Origin of the sequence: Solimonas marina, from assembly GCF_012241385.1 — a bacterium.
GTDB lineage: Bacteria > Pseudomonadota > Gammaproteobacteria > Nevskiales > Nevskiaceae > Solimonas > Solimonas marina.
In genome coordinates this window covers 299,898-318,339 of the sequence record NZ_JAAVXB010000002.1, presented here as the reverse complement: position 1 = coordinate 318,339, position 18,442 = coordinate 299,898, and the positions used below count along the sequence as shown (strand labels likewise).

Below are 18,442 nucleotides of genomic sequence, written 5' to 3'. Positions count from 1 at the left end.
CTAGCACACCTGTCGGGCCGATTTCCTGCCGGCAAAGATGTCGACGTCATATCTACATGATGTCGGCTGGATGTTCAGAAGCAGGAGCCGCCCCATGCCGAGCACCGAAAACCGCCAAACCAGGAATAACACCCCCGAAAATCCGACCTTTCCCGCGCAATCGCGCGCGGCGAGGCATATTGTGGGTGTCGGCCACCGTCAGGACCGACCCATGATCCAGTACCGCATCTCTGTCGCGCTGCTACGCATTACCGACGCGCTCAACCAGCGCAGCGCACTCCCTCGTCGGCTGCGCAGGCCACTTCGGCGGTTCCGCGCGCGGCTCATCGCTGCCGTCAACGACCTCGACCCTGCCAATCGCCGCCCTGTGGCTTGACGCCCCCGCAGGCTCGCATGCTGCTGAAAATTCAGCCGGACGCGCGCAGATGACTCAGGAAATTTCGGGCCGAACCGCCGGAGGTGTGCGCAAGCCTGTGCTCGTCGACGACGACGGCAAGGTCGTCCTCTCCAACCCGGGCGGCGGCGGCAGCGGTGGCGACGCCAGCGCCGCAAATCAGCAGCTTCAGCTCGCGCAGGAGACTGCTGCTGCGACCGCCCTGGGCGCGCCGGCCGACGCGGCTGCCACCAGCGACGCCGGCACGTTCTCTCTGCTCGCCTTCGTCAAGCGAGCGCTCGCGAACTGGACGACGCTGCTCGCTCGCATCCCCGCCCTGACGAATGGCCGCTCCCCCACTGAGGTGCTGTCGGTTCCGGGGGTCGCGCGGCAGCTCGCCGCGAGCTCGGCCAGCGCCAACACGGTGCTGACCACGACCGCGCGCCGGGCCAGTCTCTACGCCCGCGGTGCCGACATCCGCTACTCGATCGGCTCGGCCGCGCAGACTGCGAGTGCCACATCGCATTTCATCGGCGCCGGCGAGCGCATCGACGTGGCGCTCCCGGCGACGCCGAACATCGCGGTAATCCGGAACGCGACGACCGATGGCACGCTTGAGGTCTCGGAACTGCTGTGAGGGCGCGCGCGAACAGGCTTCTTGCAATGGGCTCAGCGCTCAGAGCGTTCCCAACCTTCGACTTCACTGGGTCTGCACTGCCGTCAGGGGCGACGCTGACCCGTTCCAGCAGCGGATCACGCTTCAATAGCGCTGGACTGATGGTGTACGAAACGAGTGACGTTGCTCGGTTTGACTACGATCCAGGAACTCTGCAACAGCTTGGCCTGCTGATCGAACCTCAGCGGACGAACCTATATCCGTACTCGCAGGATGCGGCGCAGTGGAATCCTAGCAATATTACGATCGTCAATAATTTTTCTGTGGCCCCGGATGGGACCATCACAGGAAATAAATTGACGACCACGGCCAATTCTTCATTTGTGCGAACTGGGGCGGTAGCGGTGGCCCCGGGAAACACCTATACGCTTTCAAGTTATTACCAAAACATAGAGGCGGGGCTTGCGCGGCGGTTTTATAATGTCACCTCAGGGTCAGAATTAAGCGCTCCCGCGTTGCCTATCGTCGGCACGCCTTGGGCAAAGATTTCAAATTCTGTTTTGATACCTTCGGGGTGCACGTCAGCGTATTTTTATCCGCTCTATTTGAACCCCGGAAACGGCAATGGGCTAGAGGTCACGATGGCGCAGGTCGAGCCTGGAGCCGACGTTACCTCATACATAAAAAATCCTGGATCTTCATCGGTCACGCGTGCAGCAGACACCTGTGTGCTCACGCTCCCGAGGACTTGTGATCTTCTGGTTCAGGATCGTAATGGCGGCGAGTGGCGCAGCGGGGTTCCGGCTGGTAACTACAACTTGTTGCCCCGCAACGGCAGCGGTTACCGCGTACGCAAGGTCACCGCCTACCCGCTCGGAGTCGCCGCGACGAATCCGGACTGGGCGGTCGCCGCATGAACACGTACTGCCTCCGCAGCACCAGCCGGACGACGATCATCGATGCGTGCATCACCGCTGGCGCGCTCGTCGCAGACGGCACTCCGTCGCAGGGCATCATCTGGGACGAGATCGGTGCCATCTACGAGCCGACCGGAAACACGATCGAGACTGACGACGGGCCGGTCGACGGGATGGCGCCGCGCGCCGATGAGAACGGCACCCCGTACTGGCACGCCAACGTCTACTCGGGTGCCGCTCTCGACCTGCCGACCGAACTGCTGATCGTGCCCACGGCGCCTGTGCGCAAACTATGGGTTGAATAGCCCCTCCGCTCCTACGCTGGACTCGCAATTTCGGTGGGTGCGAGTCCATGCTTCGAGCGAGCCAATCCTGCGTTGATCTGATCCAGCACTTCGAGTCGTGCGAGCTCGAAGCGTACCCCGATCCTGGCTCGCCGCTCGGCCGCGCGTGCACCGCGCGCCATCTGCCGATGCGCGAGTACCGACAGGTGCCGAACTGGAAATCGCTCGACGGTGCGCCGTGGACGATCGGACGGGGACACACGGGCAAGGAAGTCATCCCCGGCCTGACGTGGACGCAACTGCAGGCCGACCGCCAGTTCGAAGCCGACCTGTACATCTACGAGAAGGGCGTCAACTCGCTCTTGAAGGTCGAGGTGACGCAGGCGCAGTTCGATGCCCTCGTCTCGTTCGCCTACAACTGTGGCCTCGACATCGACGATGACACGATCGCTGAAGGGCTCGGCGACTCCACGCTGCTGCGCCTGGTGAACGAGGGCAACTTCGCGGCTGCCGCCGGCGAGTTCCCGAAGTGGGACAAGTCGGGTGGTCGCGTCATTCACGGGCTTCTGGTTCGCCGGCTGTGCGAGCAGGCGCTCTTCATGGGTGAGGATTGGAGGAAGGCCGCGTGACGCTCTTCCCGTGGCTGCGGCTGATCCCGTGGATTCTCTGTCTGCTGCTCGCCGTCGGCGTTTACGCAGCGTGGCAGCGCGGCGACGCATACAGCGCGCAAGCCGACTCTGCCGAAGCACGCGTGACGGCCGCCAATCACAACACCGCGGTCGCGAACGACACGATTCGCGCCATGAAGCAGCAGCAGCAGCTCGACGACGCGCAGCTCGCCGACCGCGCAGCGCGCGACACCCGCATCAACACCGCCCTGAGCAGCGCGCAAAAGCGCATCGCCGCGCTGCAGATCGCCGCCCTCCAGAGGCCCGCCACCGATGAACCGGATTGCATCAATCAGCCTATCGGCGCTGATCTTAACGAGCTGCTCCATCAACCGGCCGACCCCGGCCCTGCCACCGGAACCCCCGCCACCGTGCACGGTGCGGGCGGATCTGCTGCAGCCGCAGCCGGTGGAGACGTGGGCCGGCAATGAGCACTCTCCTTACGCAGACGTCATCGCCTGGGCGATCGGGCTGGAAGCGCACGCGACGCGGCGCGAAGCCGACATCGCCGATATCAAAGCCAAACTCGAATCCTGTGGCGGTCGATGATCCGAATCCCGTCGCGGTCGGTGAGGCGGTGCTGCGCATCGCTGCCGGCATTCGAGATGCCGAGCGCCGGCTCGACGCCGCGTTCACTGCGGAGGCTCGATCGAAAGAGGCTCGCGCCCGAGCCGAGCAGGATCTACTCGCCGCGCAGCAGCAGCTCGCGAACTTCGTCGTCGCCCTCAAGCCCGGGCGCAACTTCCCGCTGATCCTGTCGGCGACAACGAGGGGGCAACCGTGAAATACGCCATCCGCCGGACCTGGCCATCCGCGCTCATCTTCACCGCGATCGCCGTGCTCGCCTGGGCGGCCAAGGCATTCGCCAGCGGCACGCCGTACGACGTGCTCGGCACCACCGACTCGATCTTTCAGCAGGTGATCGGCAACGGGCTGTTGGCCGCCGGCCTCTGGTATGTCCGTTGGCACTACCGCCGATACCTGCAGCAGCAGCTCGGACCGGTCGCCGAACTGCTGAAACCCCTCGTTGCCGTCGTCGATCCGCTCGTGCTGTCGATGGCCTGCCTATTCACCGTCCTCGTGCTCGTGCCGCTCTACCCTGGCGCGATCCCGCTGGTACTGGCGCTGAAGACGCTGGTCGGCGGGATCCTGTGGGTGACGGTGTTCTTCTTCTCGCGCAACCGCTCGACGATCGACAAGCTGCTCGGGCGGCCTTCATGACTCCAGAAGCCATCGTAGCTCTGCTCGGCGGCGCCGGAGGCTTCATCGCAACCCTGTTCGGGTTGTGGAAGCAGACGCGCGAGCTGCGCTCAAACGCCGCCAAGCAGGCGGTCGACATGAAGCGCGCCAAGGAAGACCAGCAGCAGGAACTCAACAAGCAGTTGGCCGACGCCCTGCTCGCCGAGCGCACCGAAGCGGAGAAGCGCCGCAAGGAAGACGCCGACGAGCGCAACCGCATTCTGGTGAAGCTCGACGAGTGCGAGAAACACCGCATGGAGGATGCGGAGCAACGTGCATCGATGCGCGTCGAACTCGCCTTCTTGAAAGGTCGAGTCGAAGGCCTGCCGGCCGCAGCCGTAATCCCCACGATCCCTCTTCCTCCCCCGCCGCCAAACGACACGACCTCATGAGCAAACAGAAGCCCAAACGCCGCGAACCCCGTCAGCGCGGCGGCGGCAACAAGCGCCGCTGGATGTAGTCCGAGCTGTGGTTTGCCCTTCTCCCCGCCCCTCATTCTGTCCTCAGTCGTCATGGGAGTGGCGACGGTTGCAAAGACCGACGAGACGAGGACATGGCCGGAAAGTTCATCACCCAGATTCAGCAGCAGCGCGTCGCTGAAGTCCTGACCGGACTCGTCGCGCAGCTCGACATGCGCGGCATGCAGTGGACGCGGGAGCACCGCGAGGGCATCGAGATCGCATATTCAGCACTCGGCGCCCCGTGCCCGTTCCGGTTCACCAACGTTCCGCCGGAACCGGCCGCCACCGAACCGGAGCAGGCGTGATCGAGACGAACGCCGCGCTCGCGAAGTGGCAGGCGGAGACCGCGCAGTTTGCTCGGATGATGTTCGATGCCTGCGAACTGCGCGCACGGGCGACAAAGCAAGGCGTTCAGTTCTGCCGCGGACCATCTCAAGAGCTGCTGGCGCTGCATCCGGAAGACATGCCGGCCTGGCTCCGCCAGAACTTCAGCGCCGAGTTCATCCGCCAGCGGCACTCGCTGGGCGCGGCCTGCCTGATCGCGATGGAGGGGATGCCGTGATCGTCCGACACTTCCCTGCCAACGCGGCTGGCCGCGATTTCGTGGTCGGCGATCTGCACGGGCACCTCGCGCTCTTCCGCCAACTGCTGCGTGAGGCTGGATTCGACCCTGCGACCGACCGCATGTTCAGCGTCGGCGACCTGATCGACCGTGGCCCTGACTCGCCGGGCTGTCTCGCGCTGCTCGATACCCCGTGGTTCTTCGCAGTGCAAGGGAACCACGAAGACTTGATGGCCAATGCCCTTGCAGGCGAGTCATCGTCGTTCGCCTGCTGGCAGGGAAATGGCGGCGACTGGGCAGCGGCGCATCCGGAGATTGCGGGCACCTATGTCGAGAAGGTCAAAGCACTACCGCTCGTCATCGCCGTAGGCGAAGGGCCGCGCCGCTTCAACGTCCTGCACGCCGAAACGTTCATGACGGATGCCGAACTGGACGCCGGCCGCTACAGCTTCAGCAACATCCAGCGTCTTCTGTGGGGCCGCAGCCTGATTCAGGGATCGGGATCGGAGCACGGCCTGCAGGTCACTGCCGCCGGCACCGCACAGCCAGGCCTGTCCGCGACCTATGTCGGTCATTCGGTCGTGCTGGAGGTCAAGCGCATCGGATCGCACGTGTTCATCGATACCGGCGCGTTTCTGCCGATGGGACGGCTGACCATGATCGAGCCCGCCAGCGGTCGAGTCTGGACCGCCTCGCACTTCGAGGCTCTAGCCGCATGAGCGCCAAGGTGAGTCCCTTCCGCCGATACAAGGTCCACGACATCCCGGAAGCGCTGAGGGTGGTCGCGAACGAGATCGAGTACGGCGACGCCCCACCGCCGCGCTGCGTGCTGGTGATTGAGCTGCCCGACGGCAACGTCGACTACCGCGCGTTCGGCGATGAGCCCTTCACCCGCGCCCACGCGATCGGCCTGTGCTTCTCGGCAGCCAAGGAGATCGCGCCATGACCGCCGCCGTCTACGACAATCCCGACACGTTCTGCCGCGAATACTGGCAAGACGGCCGTCTCATGGCGTTCGTATCGGCAAACCTGCTCCTGAAAAAGGTCCACGAAGGGCGGCTACCCGCCTTGGATGGATTCGCTTGGCGAGATGGTCGCCTGACCGGCGACTTTCTCGCAGTGGCGCCGCTCAATTCGACGCTGGGGCATCCATGACCACCACGCGTCCAACCCCACCCGACACACTCGGCCGCCTGATCGGCGATCGCGTTGTCAGCTTTACGCCGGCAACCGACATCCGCCCGTGGCTCGACGCGACGTTCTTCGACGAGTCGAGCCCACTGCACAACCCCGACCACGCCCACCTCCCCGAGTGCGACCTCGAATTCCTGTGGGCGGCCAGCGGCTTCGACAAGGGCATGCGCCGCGTCATCGGCCAAGCCGAGCAGGTCCAGTTCCAATCGGGAGGCTGGAAGCGCCGGCGACAGGAAGAGCAGTTCGAGCACTGGTTCGGCCGCGTCCCCGCCTTCGTCATCACGCTCGATTCCGAGTATTGCAGCCAATGCTCCGACGTCGAGTGGTGCGCCCTCGTCGACCACGAGCTCTACCACATCGCCCAGGCGCTCGATGCGTTCGGCGCCCCAAAGTTCGGCCGCGACGGTAAGCCGCAGTACGCCATCCGCGGGCACGACGTCGAGGAATTCATCGGCGTGGTCGCCCGCTACGGCGTGGGCCAACCCGACGGGCAGGTCGCCCGCATGGTCGAAGCTGCCAAGCGCCGGCCCTCAATCGCCCCGTTCTCTGTGGCTCACGCGTGCGGCACGTGTGTGTCACGCGTGGCCTGACTCGGAATAGACGCGAGTTATGGCTAAGAGCAAGCTCCCCGACGAGGTCAAAGCCTTCATCGTGCAGGGCCTGGCGTGCTACGACGCCCCATCTGTCGTGGCCGAGGCCGTCAAGCAGGAATTCGGCATCGTCGTCACCCGGCAGTCGGTCGAGCAGTACGACCCGAACAAGCGCGCCGGGAAGAACCTGAGCGAGAAATGGCGTGTTCTGTTCGACGCCACCCGCAAGGAGTTCAAGACCAAGACGAACGACATCCCGATCGCCAACAAGGCGGTCCGGCTGCGCACGCTGCAGCGCATGGTCGACAAGGCCGAGTCGATGAAGAACCTGCCGTTGGCTGCCCAACTGCTGAAGCAGGCAGCCGAAGAGGTCGGCGACGTCTACACGAACCGCCAGAAGGTCGACGCGAACGTGAAGTCGACGGCGCGCACGGTCATCGTGCCGGCGAAGGACGCGAAGTGAGTCAGGTCACTTCCGTGTGGGTCGATGAAGAGGTGCTTTGGCAGCCGACGCCGAAGCAGTCGATGTTGCTCGCCGCGCCCGAGTTCGAAGTGCTGTACGGCGGCGCCGCCGGCGCCGGCAAGTCCGACGCGCTACTGATCGACGCGCTCGGCCTGCAGCAGGACGCGATCGGCAAGCGCGCGTACCAGGCCATCCTGTTCCGCCGCACCTACCCCGACCTGAAAGACCTGATCGACCGGTCGCACGACATCTACCCGGCATACGGCGGCGATTACGACAAGCAGGCCCATGTCTGGAAATTCCCGAGCGGCGCGCGCATCGAGTTCGGGCACATGCAGTACGACTCGGACCGCTTCAAATACCGCGGCCGTGCCTTTCAGTACGTCGGCTGGGACGAGCTGACGCTGTTCCCAACCGACGTGCCCTACCGCTACCTGCTGTCGCGCGTGCGCACGTCTGATCCCTCGATCAAGTGCTACGTGCGCGCCACCACCAACCCGGACGGCCCAGGCTTCCGGTGGGTGAAGGACTACTGGCGCATCCAAACAGAAGGCAGCTCGACGCGCTTCGTTATCGAGGTCACGGACCCGGAAACCGGCGAGGTCACGCAGATGACGCGTCGCTTCATCGCCGCGCGCCTCAGCGACAACCCGCATCTGCGCGACAGCGGCTACCGGCAGACGTTGCTGCTGCTGACCGAGGAAGAACAGAACGCGCTGCTGCTCGGCCGCTGGGAAAGCCCGAGCATCAAGGGCGCCTACTTCGCCGAACAGATGGAAGCCGCGCGCGCCGGCGGCCGGATCCTCAACATCCCGCGCCTGCCGCATGTCCCCGTCAACACCTTCTGGGACTTGGGCTGGAACGACACCACGGCGGTCTGGTTCCACCAGCACGTCGGCATGGAGCACCGCTTCATCGACTTCATGGAAGCCAGCGGCAAGGACTTGCAGTGGTTCGCCGCCGACATCCAGAGCAAGGGCTACACGTACGGCAAGCACTATCTGCCGCACGACGCCGAGAACAAGACGCTGGCCGCCGGCGGCAAGTGCATCCGCGAGATCCTGCAGGAGCTGCTGCCCGGCCATCAGTTCGAGGTCGTGCCGCGCACCGAAAACCTCGTGGCGTCGATCAACCAGACGCGCGGCGCGCTGCCCTCCTGCTACTTCGACACCGACAAGTGTGCCGACGGCATCGCGGCGCTCGAAGCGTACCGCCGCGAGTGGGACGAGAAGCTGTCCGCCTACAAGCAGGAGCCCCTACACGATTGGGCATCGAACCCGGCCGACGCGTTCCGGCAGTTTGCCCAGGGCTACCCCTTCCTCTACGCCGGCCAGCGCAAGAAAGCGTCATGGCGCGACCGGCTCAAAGCCAAGACCCGCGGCTCAGCGATGACCGCGTAACCGGAGATTCACCATGGACCAGACCACCAGCACCCCGACCGCCGCCCCCGAAACCACCACCGCCACGCCGGCGGCACCGGCCGCGACGTTTCCGTCGACGTCCGACGCCCGCACCGTCAACAACATCACTGGTCACGACTACCGCGTGCTCAGCGACGACGAGAAGGCGGCCATGCAGAAGCTCAAGGACATGGGCCTCGAGCTGCACGAGTTCCTGACCGGGCTCGAACAGATCACCAAGACCAGCCGCGAGTTGTCGATCGCTAAGACGAAGGTCGAGGAAGCGGTCATGTGGGCTGTGAAGCACATCACTGGCTGAGGACAAGTCCATGAACAACGAACTCCCGCTGTACCAGTGCCACAAGCGCGTGCGCGCCGCGAAGATCGAGCATATCAACGTTTTCAACGAAAACGGCGACGCCGAACTGATCTGCGAAGGTGGGTATGAAACCAGCGTAGCGGGCGAATGGCTGGCACGCGTGGCGCCGCCGGGTGCTGCCCACTCACTGATCGGCGGCTACATCGTTCAGTACGGTGACGGCTACGCTTCGTGGTCGCCGGCCGCGGCCTTCGAGGACGGCTACACGCTGATCGAGCAGCCGAAGCCTGCCGAGCCTCAGCCACCGGTCCAGGCGCCACCCGTCGACCGCTCGGCGCAGCAGCTTTCGAGCGGCGAGCCGGTCGACGACGAGCACCGCATGATCAATCCGGCGACGGGCCTGCAGAAGGACTACGTCGTGCTGACAGCGGAAGAGCGCGCCAAGGGCTTCGTGCGGCCGGTCCGCAACACGTACGTGCATGTCGGCCACGGCGCCAAGTTCGACGGCCCGGTGCAGATGACGCGCGGATCTGGCTGCGGCGCCGCGACGACGATTTCGCGGGACATCGCCGAAACGTATGCCCGCGACCCGAAGTTCTACTCGGGCACGTTCTGTATCGGCTGCCGCACGCATCTGCCGCTCAGCGAGTTCGTCTGGGACGGTACGAACGAGGTCGTCGGCTCATGACGCCCGAGGTCATCCAGTCCGTCGAGAAGCTGGTCAGCACCAGCAAAGCGCACTTCTGGCACGTGCCCGGAACCACGACGACGTGCTGTGTATTGGCACTCGACGGCGGCTTTACCGTGGTCGGAAAGGTGGCAGGGCCTCCCGATCCGGACACGCGTTGCAAGCTGGCGTTTGATGACGCCGTCAACGAACTGGTCCGGCTCGAGGCATACCGGCATGCCACCGCAGGCCCGCGCATTGAGATCGCCGCGGCTACCCCGGTGATCATGACTCGTTGAAATGGCAGACGGCTCCGACACGACTCTTGCCCCCTCAGATGTGATCGCGGAAAAGCTGATCGCCGATGAGAACTGGCAGCGCTACGAATACCTGCGCGGCCGCGGGCACGACGACTACTGCCGTGAGGTACGGCGGCTCGAAGAGTACGTGCTCGGCGGCGGCAAGCAGTGGACCGAAGCGGACAAGGAAGTCCTGCGCGAACAGGGCCGTCTGCCGCTGGAATTCAACGAGATCATGCCCGCGATCAAGGCAGCCGCTGGCTACCAGATCGCGAACCGCATGGACATCTCGTTCCAGCCGCGCGGCGGCATGGCCACGCAGGAACTGGCGACGGTTCTGTCGAAGGTGGCCATGCAGGTCGCCGACAACAACGAGTACCACTGGATCGAGTCGGACGTCTTTCTTGACGGCATGATCCAGCGCCGCGGGTTCTTCGAGATCCGCATCGACTTCGACGACTCCATGCGGGGCGAGGTGCGAATCGACAACCTCGACCCGATGGACGTCATGCCCGATCCGGATGCGAAGAGCTACAGCCCGGACAAGTGGGCAGACGTCACCGTCAGCCGCTGGCTGACACTCGACGAGATCGAGCAGCGCTACGGCGCCGAGGCTCGCGCGAAAGCGGAAAGCGGATCGAACGCCCCGAGCAACAGCGCCGCCGGCGAGGCCGACTTCGGTGACGACGAAAGCTCGTCGGAGTCACGCAACAAGTTCGGCGACAAGAATTCCGGCAACTACGGCGTGTACGACGCGCTGTCGCGCGACCGGAACATGATGCGCGTACGCATCATCGATCGGCAGAAGTTCGTCTATCAGCTCGCCCAGGTCATCGTCTCGCCGGACACCGGCGACGTGCGCGTGGTCGAAGGGCTCGACCCTGAGCAGATCCAGCAGTACACGGCGAACGGCGGCATTCTCACGAAGCGCATGGCGCGGCGCGTGAAGTGGACCGTCACCACGTACGACGCGGTGCTCTTCGACGATTGGAGCCCGTATCCGTGGTTCACGATCGTCCCCTACTTCCCGTTCTTCCGCCGCGGCCAGTCCCGCGGCATGGTCGACAACGCCACCGGCCCGCAGGACGCGCTCAACAAGCTCGGATCGCAGTTCATCCACACGGTCAACTCGACGGCGAACTCCGGCTGGATGGTCGAAGAGAACTCGCTCACGAACATGACGACCGAAGAACTCGCCGAGTCCGGCGGGAAGACTGGCGTCGTGATCGAGCACAAGCGCAACCAGAAGCCCGAGAAGATCCAGCCGAACCAGATCCCGAACGGCATCGATCGCATGATCGACCGGCTGATGTCGCTGCTGAAGGAGAACACGGTTCCGGACGCGGCGCGCGGACTCGAAGGGCAGGAGAAGAGCGGCATCGCGATTCAGTCGCGACAGCACGCCGCACAGCAGCAGCTCTCCGTTGAGCTCGACAACCTGGCGCGCACCCGCAAGCTGCTGGCGGCGCGCCTGCTCTGGCTGGTTCAGACGTACTACGACGACGAGCGTCTGTTCATCATCTCGAAGCAAGACCCCGAGACCGGCGAGCCGGACGACGAAACGCTTGCAGTGAACACGCCGGACCCAGCCACCGGCGAGATCATGAACGACCTGACCATCGGTGAGTACAAGGTCGTCATCTCCGAAGTGCCGATGCAGGTGACATTCGAGAATGGCCAGTTCGAGCAGGCCATGCGGATGAAGGAAGAGGGCGTACCGATTCCGGACGACGTCATCATCCGTGCGAGCACCCTGGCCGACAAGGCAGAGATCCTGCGCCGCATGGCGGCCAGCGCCGGCAAGGCTGATCCGATGACGAAGGCCAAAACGGACCTGACGAACGCTCAGGCCCGCAAGACCGACGCCGACGCGACCGCGTCGGCAGTCGAAGCGCAGTTCAGCGCTATCCAGACTGCCCAGGTCATTGCGCAGACGCCGGCGACCGCCCCGCTTGCCGATCAGATTCTCGGTTCCGCGGGATTCGTCGATCGCGACGCCCCGCCGATCATTCCGAACGCTCCGGCCGGCATCGAGCACGTCGCCATGCCGCAGAACACGCACCCGCTGTTCCCCGCGCATCCCGAACACGCGGCCGTTGGCGCCGATGCCGGGATTGAAGGTGGCCAGCCATGAACTTCGTGACGTGCAGCACCTGCGGGCACTGGTCGCCCGACTCGATCAATCCGGCGCACGGCATGGGCTCGTGCGCGCTCGGCTGCGGCCACTGGTCACAGCAGGCCGGGCCGCACGGGCGCGCCGGGCCGCCCTACCCGCATGCGGAGCGCACCTGCGCCGAGCACACCCGACAGGAGCCGCGACATGGCTGACCCCAAGAAGAAAGGCGCGTTGAAGGTCAGCGTCGTCTCTATGCCCAAGTCCGAGAACGCGATCAGCAGCGGTCCGGACAAGTGGCAGATCGAAGAGGACATGCGCACGTTGTTGCGCGCGCAGGAAGTGCGCCGCGACCCGAAGCGCTTCAAGGCTGCAAAGAAGCTCGCGAGCGAGCGTCTGCAGGAGATGAAGGCCGCGTTTGGTAGCGCGGACTCGAAGTAACCACCAACGGGAGCCCCATCATGCCCAAGCCGAACCAGAACACCGAAGAGCAGGAAGAGCTCGAGATCGAGGAAGAACTCGAAGAGCAGGAAGAGGAACAGGAAGAGCAGGAAGAAGAAGCCGAAGACCGCGGCGACAACGCGGAACCGGAACTCAACGAGCGCAACCTCAGCGCTGTCGCTGGCGAAGAAGAGGAAGAGCAGGAAGAAGAGGAAGGCGAGCAACAGAACCGCCCTGGCTTCATCCCGAAGGGCCGCTTCGACGAGGTGAACAATAAGCTGAAGAGCGAGCAGGAAGCGCGCGTTCGCCTCGAGGAACGCCTGCGCCTGCTGGAAGAACGCGGCGGGTCGAAGAAGCAGGACGAGCCGGCCGAAGAGCAGCAGGTCGACGTGAAGGCCCTTCGACGCCAGCGCAATCAGGCGATGCTCGACGGCGACCTCGACAAGGTCGACGCACTGGACGAGCAGATTGACGCGATCGTGCTGCAGAAAGCGCTCGAGCAGGCCCGGGCCGAAGACACCGCGACGACCGTGCAGCGCGCGTTTGCCGAAGCGGTGGCTGACGTCATCGAGCAGTATCCGTATCTCGACTCACGCTCTGACGCGGCCAACGCCGACGCGATCGACTACGTCGTCGCGATGCGCAACAGCTACATGGCCAAGGGTGACTCTGCCGCGGATGCCCTGCGCAAGGCCGCTGACAAAGCCGGCAAGCTGTTCGCGCCGGCGGCGGCCGAAGAAGAAGAGAGCGATGACCAGCGGCAAAAGCAGGTGAGCATGCGCGAGCGCCTGGCGCTGAAGCGCAACGCCGAGACCGCTCGCCGGCAGCCGCCACCGATGAATGGCGGTCAGGGCAACCGTGCCACCGGTGCGAAGCTCGACCCCAAATCCCTCAGCGACGAAGAGTTCGGCAAGCTGCCTGCGAAGGTGAAGCGCGAAATGCGTGGCGACACGCTGTAACGGTGACATGGGGTTTTGCCCGCCTACACGGCGGGCTTTTTTTTGAGTTGTGGATACGACATCGCGCTGAAAGCGATGCTTTCACCACGGGTTCACTCCCGAAATGGTTGTGCGGCGGCTGGGGATTCTCCGGCCGCCACTCCCCGGCCTTCGATGAACCGGCCGTCGCTCAATCTGGCTCGCTGACTACAGCGCTCTCGCCTCGCCCACGGCGGTAAATCGGGCCGGTGTTACTCCCGTCAGCAGTTCGGCTTCTTGGCGCCGCAAGCCATGTCTCCGCGGAATTGGGCGGCGCACAGCCCGAAAGCAGCAATTCCACTTTCGGAGACTGGCAATGGCTCAGACCAATTTTGCGGCACTGACCGACAAGCAGAAGCTCGTCTGGTCGCGGGACCTCTGGCAGGCAGCGCGTGACCAGATGTTCCTCAAGAAGTTCGTCGGCTCGTCCGACGGCTCGATGATTCAGCGCATCACCGAACTCACGAAGACCGAGAAGGGCGAGCAGTGCATCTTCCAGCTCGTGGCCGACCTCGTCGACGACGGCGTGATCGGTGACAACGAGCGTGAAGGCAACGAAGAGGCGATGCAGTCCTTCGAGCAGATCATCACGATCGACCTCATCACGCACAGCGTGAAGAACAAGGGCAAGATGGCCGACCAGCGTACGGTCATCCGCTTCCGCGAGACCGCGCGCGACCGCCTGGCCTACTGGCTCGGCAACCGCCTCGATCAGCTCGGCTTCCTGACGCTGTCGGGCATCTCGTACGCCTACAACTGCGACGGCAGCCCGCGCACGTCGTCGGCGTTCGCCAATCTCGCGTTCGCGAAAGACGTCCGCGCACCGTCGAGCAAGCGTGCGCTGATGTTCGCCGGCGGTGAGTTGGTGCCGTCGAGCACCGCGTCGATCGCCGCGACCGACCGCCTGACCTACAAGGCGATCGTGAAGGCCAAGGCCTATGCGAACGAGCACTACATCCGCCCGCTGATGTCCGGCGGCAAGGAGTATTTCATCTGCATGCTGCGGCCGGGCTCGTTCGCCCAGCTCAAGCAGGATCCGGACTACATCCGCGCCGTGCAGCAGGTTGCGACGAAGTCGGGTACGGACTCGCCGTTCTTCACCGGCGGCACGGTCACGCTCGACGGGATCATTTTCCACGAGCACCGCCTCGTCTACACGACGACCGGCGCGGGCGCGGGCAACAAGTGGGGCTCGGACGGCAACGTCAACGGCACCCGCACGCTGCTGTGCGGCGCGCAGGCGATGGGCATGGCCGACCTGGGTCCGGCGGAGTGGACCGAGAAGGACTTCGACTACGGCAGCAAGCAGGGCATCAACGTCGACAAGATGTTCGGCCTGCTCAAGCCGGAGTTCTATTCGATCTACGACAAGTCGGTCGAGGACTTCGGTGCGCTGACGATCGATCACGCCGAAGGCGCGTAACCCGGAAGGGGCGCGCTTCGGTGCGCCCCTTTCACCTCCCCTGATGATGAAAGGAGCAGTTCCATGATCAAGCTGAAATCCGGCCGGCAGGAAATCGTGTCGGCCATCCTCGAAGTCTCGGCGACCGATCCGGTCGCGTACGGCACGGCCGAAGATGCCTTCGACGTACCGGCGAACGCGATCCTCGTCGGCGGCGACCTCACCGTCCTGACGCCGTGGGATAGCGGCACGACCGCGACGTTCAAGCTTGGTGATGCGGCCGACGATGACCGCTACACCGCAGCGGCGATCGACCTGAAGACCGCGGGCCGCACGGCGCTGACGCTCACTGGCTACAAGCACACGGTGAACGAGTTGCTGAAGGCGCTCTTCGCGCAGACGGGCACGGACGCGACGGTCGGTCAGTGCCGCATCCGCATCGACTACGTCGTGCAGGGCCGCGCTGCGTTCTCGCAGGGCCTCGACTCGCGCGGCCCGGGCCTGCCGGGCGCGTAACCAGGTGGGCGGGGAGCAATCCCCGCCCTTCTGTCCTTCTACGGGAGAACCACCATGAAGTTTCGTGCACCGGGCGACACGCCCATGTCCCTCGCCCTGACCAGCGGCCACACGCTCGTGATTACGCACGAGAAGGCCGGCTCCACGGTTCCGACGCACTTCCGCCGCGAGGCGATCGCCAAGGGCTGCATCCCGGTCGGGATCAGCGTCGACGACGAGAAGAAGTCGAAGAAGGCCACCGCCGCGGAGAAGCGCGCAGAACAGATCCGTGTCGCCATCGAGAAGCTGCTCGACTCCGACGACGAGGCTGCTTTCGACGAAGACGCCAAGCCGAACGTCAAGAAGCTGTCCGAAGCCGTCGGCTTCGAAGTCACGACGGTCGAGCGCGACGAAGTCTGGGCGACGCTGGAAGCGGGCCTGAAGAAGTAATCAGCGATGAAGCTGCCTGATCTGCTCACAGAACTACGGGTGCTGCTGGATGATTCAGCGGCCCCGTACCTGTGGGCGGATGAGCAGCTTGTCACCTACCTGAACGAGTCCGTAGATGAGGCCTGCATTCGCGCGTTTCTGATCTACGACGAGTCGTCCGAGCTGGCGCAGCTCACAGCCGCTGCGAACACGGCAACGGCCCCGCTCTCGAAACTCGTCATCGCTGTCGACAAGGTCTACGCCGGCGCACGCAAGCTCGAGCGCACCACGAGCGACGAGCTCGACAACGAATACGGCGGCCGCTGGCGAACGATGACCGGCCAGCCCTGCCGCTTCTACGAAGAAGAGGCGTACATCCGCCCATTCCCGACGCCGACCACCGATACCGACCTCGCGCTGTGTCTGTGGCGCCTGCCGACCGAGCCGATGTCGCTGAACGACACAGAGGCAGAACCCGAGATCAATCCGGCCTATCACCCGCTGCTGCTCGATTGGGCGGCACATCTGGCGTTCAAGCGCCGCGACGCCGACGCGAACGACCGCCAGCGCGCGGCCGATCACGCGGCGCTGTTCACCGCAAGTTTCGGCGAGCGCCCGGACGCCAACGTCCGCCGCAAGCGCCGCCTCAAGAAAGTGCCGGTCTGCCGGCCGCATTGGTAACGAGATGGCGACTGATTCGACAGTAGGCGGACGTTGGCCGGGCGGAATGAACAATACCGACGACGTGCACGAACTCGCGGCGACGCGGACGACGCCAGCGTATCTGCGAGATGCCCTGAACGTCGATATTGACCGCAACGGCAAAACCAAGCGCCGAGACGGCTACAAGCTGTTGTTCTCCGGCCGAGCGCACAGTCTTTTCGGGACCGCTGAGCTACCGTTCGGGCTCGTCGTTTTCGACGGCAACTTGTGTTGGTTCGACGAGAGTGAACCGCCACCTGTGCCACTGCTGCCTGTCGACCCCGATGCACGGATGTCGTACGAACTGGTCGGCGACCGGGTGTATTGGAGCAACGGCCTGATCCGCGGCGTCGTTCGCGCCGACAAGACCATTTACCCCTGGGGCATCGACACGCCGCCGGCGCAACCGCTGCTGACGACGTTTTCGGGCGGCTCGATGGACGGCGGCCGGTATCAGGTGGTCGTGACGTGGCTGCGCGACCTCAACGGCGATGCCGGTGAGGAATCTGGCGCCATGCGGGCAGCGACGATCGATGTCGCCGACGGCCAAGGCATTCAGCTCACCAGCATTCCGCAGCCGCTCGATCCGTCGTGCACGCTGATCCGCATCTACCAGTCGCCGCCGAACGGCGATGTGCTGTACTCGGCCGCGACAGTGCCAGTCGGCACCACCAGCTTCAGCCTCAACAAGCGGACGCTCGGCCGCCAGCTCGACACGCTGATGCTCGATCGCATGCCGCCGGGCACGATCGTGCGCCAGTATCGCGGCCGGATGTATTCGGCGCTCGGCAGCCGCGTGACCTACAGCGACCCGCTGCGGTATGGGCTGACCTCGCGCACGCGCAACTACTTCGATTTCCCCGGCCCGGTGTTGCTGCTTGAGCCGGTCGAAGATGGAATCTACGTTGGCACGGACAAGCAGACGTTCTTCTTGTCCGGTGACGATCCGCGCAGCTTCCAACTCCGGCCGATCGATCCGCACGGCACCATCGTCGGCTCGTCGTGCCGCGCGCTCGGTGATGATTTCGACCTCGACTACAAAGGCCGCGTCGCGTGCTGGTGGAACACCAACGGAAATCTCCTGCTGGGTTCGATCAGCGGCCAGATCGTGCACCTCACTCGAAAGAATTTGTCGCTTCCGCGCTACATGAGCGGCGCGTCGCTGATGCGCGAAAGCGATGGGAAGAAGCAGTTGGTGTCCTCGATGCGTCATCCACGCAACGCGGGTTTTGGTGCGGCCGATCACGCGGTCGTGCAGGTTATCCGGAACGGAGTTGTCATCCCATGAACACGAAGAATTTCGCAGCCCTACTGTGCTCCCCGGACGGCATTGCCCTTCCGGCCTCCACGCTGGCCGTCGGTGGTTACGTCGGCCTCGCGCGCAACGACGAGCCGATGGAGTGGTCGCACAATTTGGTCAGCAACGAGGGCTTGGCCGATCTGCTGAGCGTCTATCTGGCGGGTGGCACGCCGGCGACGGCATGGTACGTCGCGCCGTGGGCCAACAACGTCACCCCTGGCGCGGCATGGACGGCCGCCAATTTCGACGCGACTGCCGGCGAGTTCACTGGCTACGATGAAGCCAATCGCCCAGTATGGACCCCCGGTGAGGTCGCTGATCAGACGATCTCGAGCATCCTCAATGCGGCCACGTTCACGATCAACACGGCCGGCACGATCTATGGAGCCGCGCTGGTGTCGGCGCAGGCCAAGCAGGCAACGACCGGCAAGTTGTTCTCGGCATTCCGGTTTGCGAACAGCCGCACATTCGAGGCCGGTGACACCATGAGCATCGCCTATTTCGTGCAGGCTCAATCCAACGCGTAAGCCG

At 64.6% G+C, this 18,442-nt stretch carries 30 protein-coding genes; all 30 read left to right on the top strand.

Annotated features, from left to right (window positions below; all coding sequences use genetic code 11):
* Positions 1 to 94: 94 nt before the first annotated feature.
* The 30 genes from G7Y82_RS04680 to G7Y82_RS04535 all read left to right on the top strand — a co-directional run bounded on the left by G7Y82_RS04680 (position 95) and on the right by G7Y82_RS04535 (position 18,438).
* The gene (locus tag G7Y82_RS04680) at positions 95 to 376 is read left to right on the top strand and encodes a hypothetical protein (RefSeq protein ID WP_168146854.1); all 282 of its coding nucleotides are present in this window, start codon (positions 95 to 97) and stop codon (positions 374 to 376) included.
* Between the two features lie 49 nt (positions 377 to 425).
* Positions 426 to 1,010, top strand: coding sequence for a hypothetical protein (locus G7Y82_RS21175; protein WP_206370325.1), 585 nt, complete (start codon positions 426 to 428; stop codon positions 1,008 to 1,010).
* A 140-nt stretch (positions 1,011 to 1,150) separates the two neighbouring features.
* The gene (locus tag G7Y82_RS04670) at positions 1,151 to 1,906 is read left to right on the top strand and encodes a phage head spike fiber domain-containing protein (protein WP_168146853.1); all 756 of its coding nucleotides are present in this window, start codon (positions 1,151 to 1,153) and stop codon (positions 1,904 to 1,906) included.
* Positions 1,903 to 2,211, top strand: a complete 309-nt coding sequence (locus tag G7Y82_RS04665) for a hypothetical protein (protein ID WP_168146852.1) — start codon at positions 1,903 to 1,905, stop codon at positions 2,209 to 2,211. Before G7Y82_RS04670 ends, G7Y82_RS04665 begins: the two co-directional genes overlap by 4 nt.
* A gap of 47 nt (positions 2,212 to 2,258) precedes the next feature.
* Positions 2,259 to 2,819: a lysozyme gene (locus G7Y82_RS04660; RefSeq protein WP_168146851.1), complete on the top strand. Its 561-nt coding sequence runs from the start codon at positions 2,259 to 2,261 to the stop codon at positions 2,817 to 2,819.
* Positions 2,816 to 3,289, top strand: a complete 474-nt coding sequence (locus G7Y82_RS04655; protein ID WP_168146850.1) for a hypothetical protein — start codon at positions 2,816 to 2,818, stop codon at positions 3,287 to 3,289. Before G7Y82_RS04660 ends, G7Y82_RS04655 begins: the two co-directional genes overlap by 4 nt.
* Before the next feature lie 104 nt (positions 3,290 to 3,393).
* On the top strand, positions 3,394 to 3,642 hold the full coding sequence (locus G7Y82_RS04650; RefSeq protein ID WP_168146849.1) for a hypothetical protein: 249 nt from the start codon (positions 3,394 to 3,396) through the stop codon (positions 3,640 to 3,642).
* Positions 3,639 to 4,079, top strand: a complete 441-nt coding sequence (locus G7Y82_RS04645; protein WP_168146848.1) for a hypothetical protein — start codon at positions 3,639 to 3,641, stop codon at positions 4,077 to 4,079. The genes G7Y82_RS04650 and G7Y82_RS04645 overlap by 4 nt, the downstream gene beginning before the upstream one ends.
* The gene (locus tag G7Y82_RS04640; protein WP_168146847.1) at positions 4,076 to 4,489 is read left to right on the top strand and encodes a DUF1682 domain-containing protein; all 414 of its coding nucleotides are present in this window, start codon (positions 4,076 to 4,078) and stop codon (positions 4,487 to 4,489) included. The genes G7Y82_RS04645 and G7Y82_RS04640 overlap by 4 nt, the downstream gene beginning before the upstream one ends.
* Positions 4,490 to 4,650: 161 nt before the next feature.
* Positions 4,651 to 4,863 (top strand): hypothetical protein, encoded by a 213-nt coding sequence (locus tag G7Y82_RS04635; RefSeq protein WP_168146846.1) that lies wholly within the window; start codon positions 4,651 to 4,653, stop codon positions 4,861 to 4,863.
* Complete coding sequence (locus tag G7Y82_RS04630) at positions 4,860 to 5,120, top strand: hypothetical protein (RefSeq protein ID WP_168146583.1); 261 nt, start codon at positions 4,860 to 4,862, stop codon at positions 5,118 to 5,120. The genes G7Y82_RS04635 and G7Y82_RS04630 overlap by 4 nt, the downstream gene beginning before the upstream one ends.
* Positions 5,117 to 5,839: a metallophosphoesterase gene (locus tag G7Y82_RS04625; RefSeq protein ID WP_206370323.1), complete on the top strand. Its 723-nt coding sequence runs from the start codon at positions 5,117 to 5,119 to the stop codon at positions 5,837 to 5,839. Before G7Y82_RS04630 ends, G7Y82_RS04625 begins: the two co-directional genes overlap by 4 nt.
* Positions 5,836 to 6,066 (top strand): hypothetical protein, encoded by a 231-nt coding sequence (locus tag G7Y82_RS04620; protein ID WP_168146845.1) that lies wholly within the window; start codon positions 5,836 to 5,838, stop codon positions 6,064 to 6,066. The genes G7Y82_RS04625 and G7Y82_RS04620 overlap by 4 nt, the downstream gene beginning before the upstream one ends.
* Positions 6,063 to 6,275, top strand: a complete 213-nt coding sequence (locus tag G7Y82_RS04615) for a hypothetical protein (protein WP_168146844.1) — start codon at positions 6,063 to 6,065, stop codon at positions 6,273 to 6,275. The genes G7Y82_RS04620 and G7Y82_RS04615 overlap by 4 nt, the downstream gene beginning before the upstream one ends.
* A complete protein-coding gene (locus tag G7Y82_RS04610) occupies positions 6,272 to 6,904 on the top strand; it encodes a putative metallopeptidase (RefSeq protein WP_206370321.1) in 633 nt (210 codons plus the stop codon). The genes G7Y82_RS04615 and G7Y82_RS04610 overlap by 4 nt, the downstream gene beginning before the upstream one ends.
* Positions 6,905 to 6,923: 19 nt before the next feature.
* Positions 6,924 to 7,367: a DUF2280 domain-containing protein gene (locus tag G7Y82_RS04605; protein WP_168146843.1), complete on the top strand. Its 444-nt coding sequence runs from the start codon at positions 6,924 to 6,926 to the stop codon at positions 7,365 to 7,367.
* Entirely contained in the window at positions 7,364 to 8,767 is a 1,404-nt protein-coding gene (locus G7Y82_RS04600; RefSeq protein WP_206370319.1) for a terminase large subunit domain-containing protein, read from the top strand. The genes G7Y82_RS04605 and G7Y82_RS04600 overlap by 4 nt, the downstream gene beginning before the upstream one ends.
* A 13-nt stretch (positions 8,768 to 8,780) precedes the next feature.
* Entirely contained in the window at positions 8,781 to 9,086 is a 306-nt protein-coding gene (locus G7Y82_RS21170) for an Acb2/Tad1 domain-containing protein (protein WP_206370317.1), read from the top strand.
* A gap of 10 nt (positions 9,087 to 9,096) precedes the next feature.
* Complete coding sequence (locus G7Y82_RS04590) at positions 9,097 to 9,774, top strand: hypothetical protein (protein ID WP_168146842.1); 678 nt, start codon at positions 9,097 to 9,099, stop codon at positions 9,772 to 9,774.
* Entirely contained in the window at positions 9,771 to 10,052 is a 282-nt protein-coding gene (locus G7Y82_RS04585; RefSeq protein ID WP_168146841.1) for a hypothetical protein, read from the top strand. Before G7Y82_RS04590 ends, G7Y82_RS04585 begins: the two co-directional genes overlap by 4 nt.
* Position 10,053: 1 nt before the next feature.
* On the top strand, positions 10,054 to 12,186 hold the full coding sequence (locus tag G7Y82_RS04580; protein WP_168146840.1) for a portal protein: 2,133 nt from the start codon (positions 10,054 to 10,056) through the stop codon (positions 12,184 to 12,186).
* On the top strand, positions 12,183 to 12,380 hold the full coding sequence (locus G7Y82_RS04575; protein WP_168146839.1) for a hypothetical protein: 198 nt from the start codon (positions 12,183 to 12,185) through the stop codon (positions 12,378 to 12,380). Before G7Y82_RS04580 ends, G7Y82_RS04575 begins: the two co-directional genes overlap by 4 nt.
* Positions 12,373 to 12,606 carry a hypothetical protein gene (locus G7Y82_RS04570; protein WP_168146838.1) on the top strand — a complete coding sequence of 78 codons (234 nt, stop codon included), beginning with the start codon at positions 12,373 to 12,375 and terminating at the stop codon, positions 12,604 to 12,606. The genes G7Y82_RS04575 and G7Y82_RS04570 overlap by 8 nt, the downstream gene beginning before the upstream one ends.
* Positions 12,607 to 12,626: 20 nt before the next feature.
* Complete coding sequence (locus G7Y82_RS04565; RefSeq protein WP_168146837.1) at positions 12,627 to 13,565, top strand: hypothetical protein; 939 nt, start codon at positions 12,627 to 12,629, stop codon at positions 13,563 to 13,565.
* A 334-nt stretch (positions 13,566 to 13,899) separates the two neighbouring features.
* A complete protein-coding gene (locus G7Y82_RS04560; protein ID WP_168146836.1) occupies positions 13,900 to 15,006 on the top strand; it encodes a N4-gp56 family major capsid protein in 1,107 nt (368 codons plus the stop codon).
* A 63-nt stretch (positions 15,007 to 15,069) separates the two neighbouring features.
* Entirely contained in the window at positions 15,070 to 15,501 is a 432-nt protein-coding gene (locus G7Y82_RS04555; protein ID WP_168146835.1) for a hypothetical protein, read from the top strand.
* An 84-nt stretch (positions 15,502 to 15,585) separates the two neighbouring features.
* On the top strand, positions 15,586 to 15,930 hold the full coding sequence (locus G7Y82_RS04550) for a hypothetical protein (protein ID WP_168146834.1): 345 nt from the start codon (positions 15,586 to 15,588) through the stop codon (positions 15,928 to 15,930).
* Between the two features lie 6 nt (positions 15,931 to 15,936).
* Positions 15,937 to 16,590: a phage adaptor protein gene (locus G7Y82_RS04545; protein ID WP_168146833.1), complete on the top strand. Its 654-nt coding sequence runs from the start codon at positions 15,937 to 15,939 to the stop codon at positions 16,588 to 16,590.
* Positions 16,591 to 16,636: 46 nt separating this feature from the next.
* Positions 16,637 to 17,899 (top strand): hypothetical protein, encoded by a 1,263-nt coding sequence (locus G7Y82_RS04540; RefSeq protein WP_168146832.1) that lies wholly within the window; start codon positions 16,637 to 16,639, stop codon positions 17,897 to 17,899.
* A complete protein-coding gene (locus G7Y82_RS04535; RefSeq protein ID WP_168146831.1) occupies positions 17,896 to 18,438 on the top strand; it encodes a hypothetical protein in 543 nt (180 codons plus the stop codon). The genes G7Y82_RS04540 and G7Y82_RS04535 overlap by 4 nt, the downstream gene beginning before the upstream one ends.
* The last annotated feature ends 4 nt before the right edge of the window (positions 18,439 to 18,442 follow it).

Coding starts and splice junctions, on each gene's coding strand:
- G7Y82_RS04680 (WP_168146854.1), top strand. CDS start 95: ATGCCGAGCACCGAAAACCGCCAAACCAGGAATAACACCCCCGAAAAT.
- G7Y82_RS21175 (WP_206370325.1), top strand. CDS start 426: ATGACTCAGGAAATTTCGGGCCGAACCGCCGGAGGTGTGCGCAAGCCT.
- G7Y82_RS04670 (WP_168146853.1), top strand. CDS start 1,151: ATGGTGTACGAAACGAGTGACGTTGCTCGGTTTGACTACGATCCAGGA.
- G7Y82_RS04665 (WP_168146852.1), top strand. CDS start 1,903: ATGAACACGTACTGCCTCCGCAGCACCAGCCGGACGACGATCATCGAT.
- G7Y82_RS04660 (WP_168146851.1), top strand. CDS start 2,259: ATGCTTCGAGCGAGCCAATCCTGCGTTGATCTGATCCAGCACTTCGAG.
- G7Y82_RS04640 (WP_168146847.1), top strand. CDS start 4,076: ATGACTCCAGAAGCCATCGTAGCTCTGCTCGGCGGCGCCGGAGGCTTC.
- G7Y82_RS04635 (WP_168146846.1), top strand. CDS start 4,651: ATGGCCGGAAAGTTCATCACCCAGATTCAGCAGCAGCGCGTCGCTGAA.
- G7Y82_RS04620 (WP_168146845.1), top strand. CDS start 5,836: ATGAGCGCCAAGGTGAGTCCCTTCCGCCGATACAAGGTCCACGACATC.
- G7Y82_RS04615 (WP_168146844.1), top strand. CDS start 6,063: ATGACCGCCGCCGTCTACGACAATCCCGACACGTTCTGCCGCGAATAC.
- G7Y82_RS04610 (WP_206370321.1), top strand. CDS start 6,272: ATGACCACCACGCGTCCAACCCCACCCGACACACTCGGCCGCCTGATC.
- G7Y82_RS04605 (WP_168146843.1), top strand. CDS start 6,924: ATGGCTAAGAGCAAGCTCCCCGACGAGGTCAAAGCCTTCATCGTGCAG.
- G7Y82_RS21170 (WP_206370317.1), top strand. CDS start 8,781: ATGGACCAGACCACCAGCACCCCGACCGCCGCCCCCGAAACCACCACC.
- G7Y82_RS04590 (WP_168146842.1), top strand. CDS start 9,097: ATGAACAACGAACTCCCGCTGTACCAGTGCCACAAGCGCGTGCGCGCC.
- G7Y82_RS04585 (WP_168146841.1), top strand. CDS start 9,771: ATGACGCCCGAGGTCATCCAGTCCGTCGAGAAGCTGGTCAGCACCAGC.
- G7Y82_RS04580 (WP_168146840.1), top strand. CDS start 10,054: ATGGCAGACGGCTCCGACACGACTCTTGCCCCCTCAGATGTGATCGCG.
- G7Y82_RS04575 (WP_168146839.1), top strand. CDS start 12,183: ATGAACTTCGTGACGTGCAGCACCTGCGGGCACTGGTCGCCCGACTCG.
- G7Y82_RS04570 (WP_168146838.1), top strand. CDS start 12,373: ATGGCTGACCCCAAGAAGAAAGGCGCGTTGAAGGTCAGCGTCGTCTCT.
- G7Y82_RS04565 (WP_168146837.1), top strand. CDS start 12,627: ATGCCCAAGCCGAACCAGAACACCGAAGAGCAGGAAGAGCTCGAGATC.
- G7Y82_RS04560 (WP_168146836.1), top strand. CDS start 13,900: ATGGCTCAGACCAATTTTGCGGCACTGACCGACAAGCAGAAGCTCGTC.
- G7Y82_RS04555 (WP_168146835.1), top strand. CDS start 15,070: ATGATCAAGCTGAAATCCGGCCGGCAGGAAATCGTGTCGGCCATCCTC.
- G7Y82_RS04550 (WP_168146834.1), top strand. CDS start 15,586: ATGTCCCTCGCCCTGACCAGCGGCCACACGCTCGTGATTACGCACGAG.
- G7Y82_RS04545 (WP_168146833.1), top strand. CDS start 15,937: ATGAAGCTGCCTGATCTGCTCACAGAACTACGGGTGCTGCTGGATGAT.
- G7Y82_RS04540 (WP_168146832.1), top strand. CDS start 16,637: ATGAACAATACCGACGACGTGCACGAACTCGCGGCGACGCGGACGACG.
- G7Y82_RS04535 (WP_168146831.1), top strand. CDS start 17,896: ATGAACACGAAGAATTTCGCAGCCCTACTGTGCTCCCCGGACGGCATT.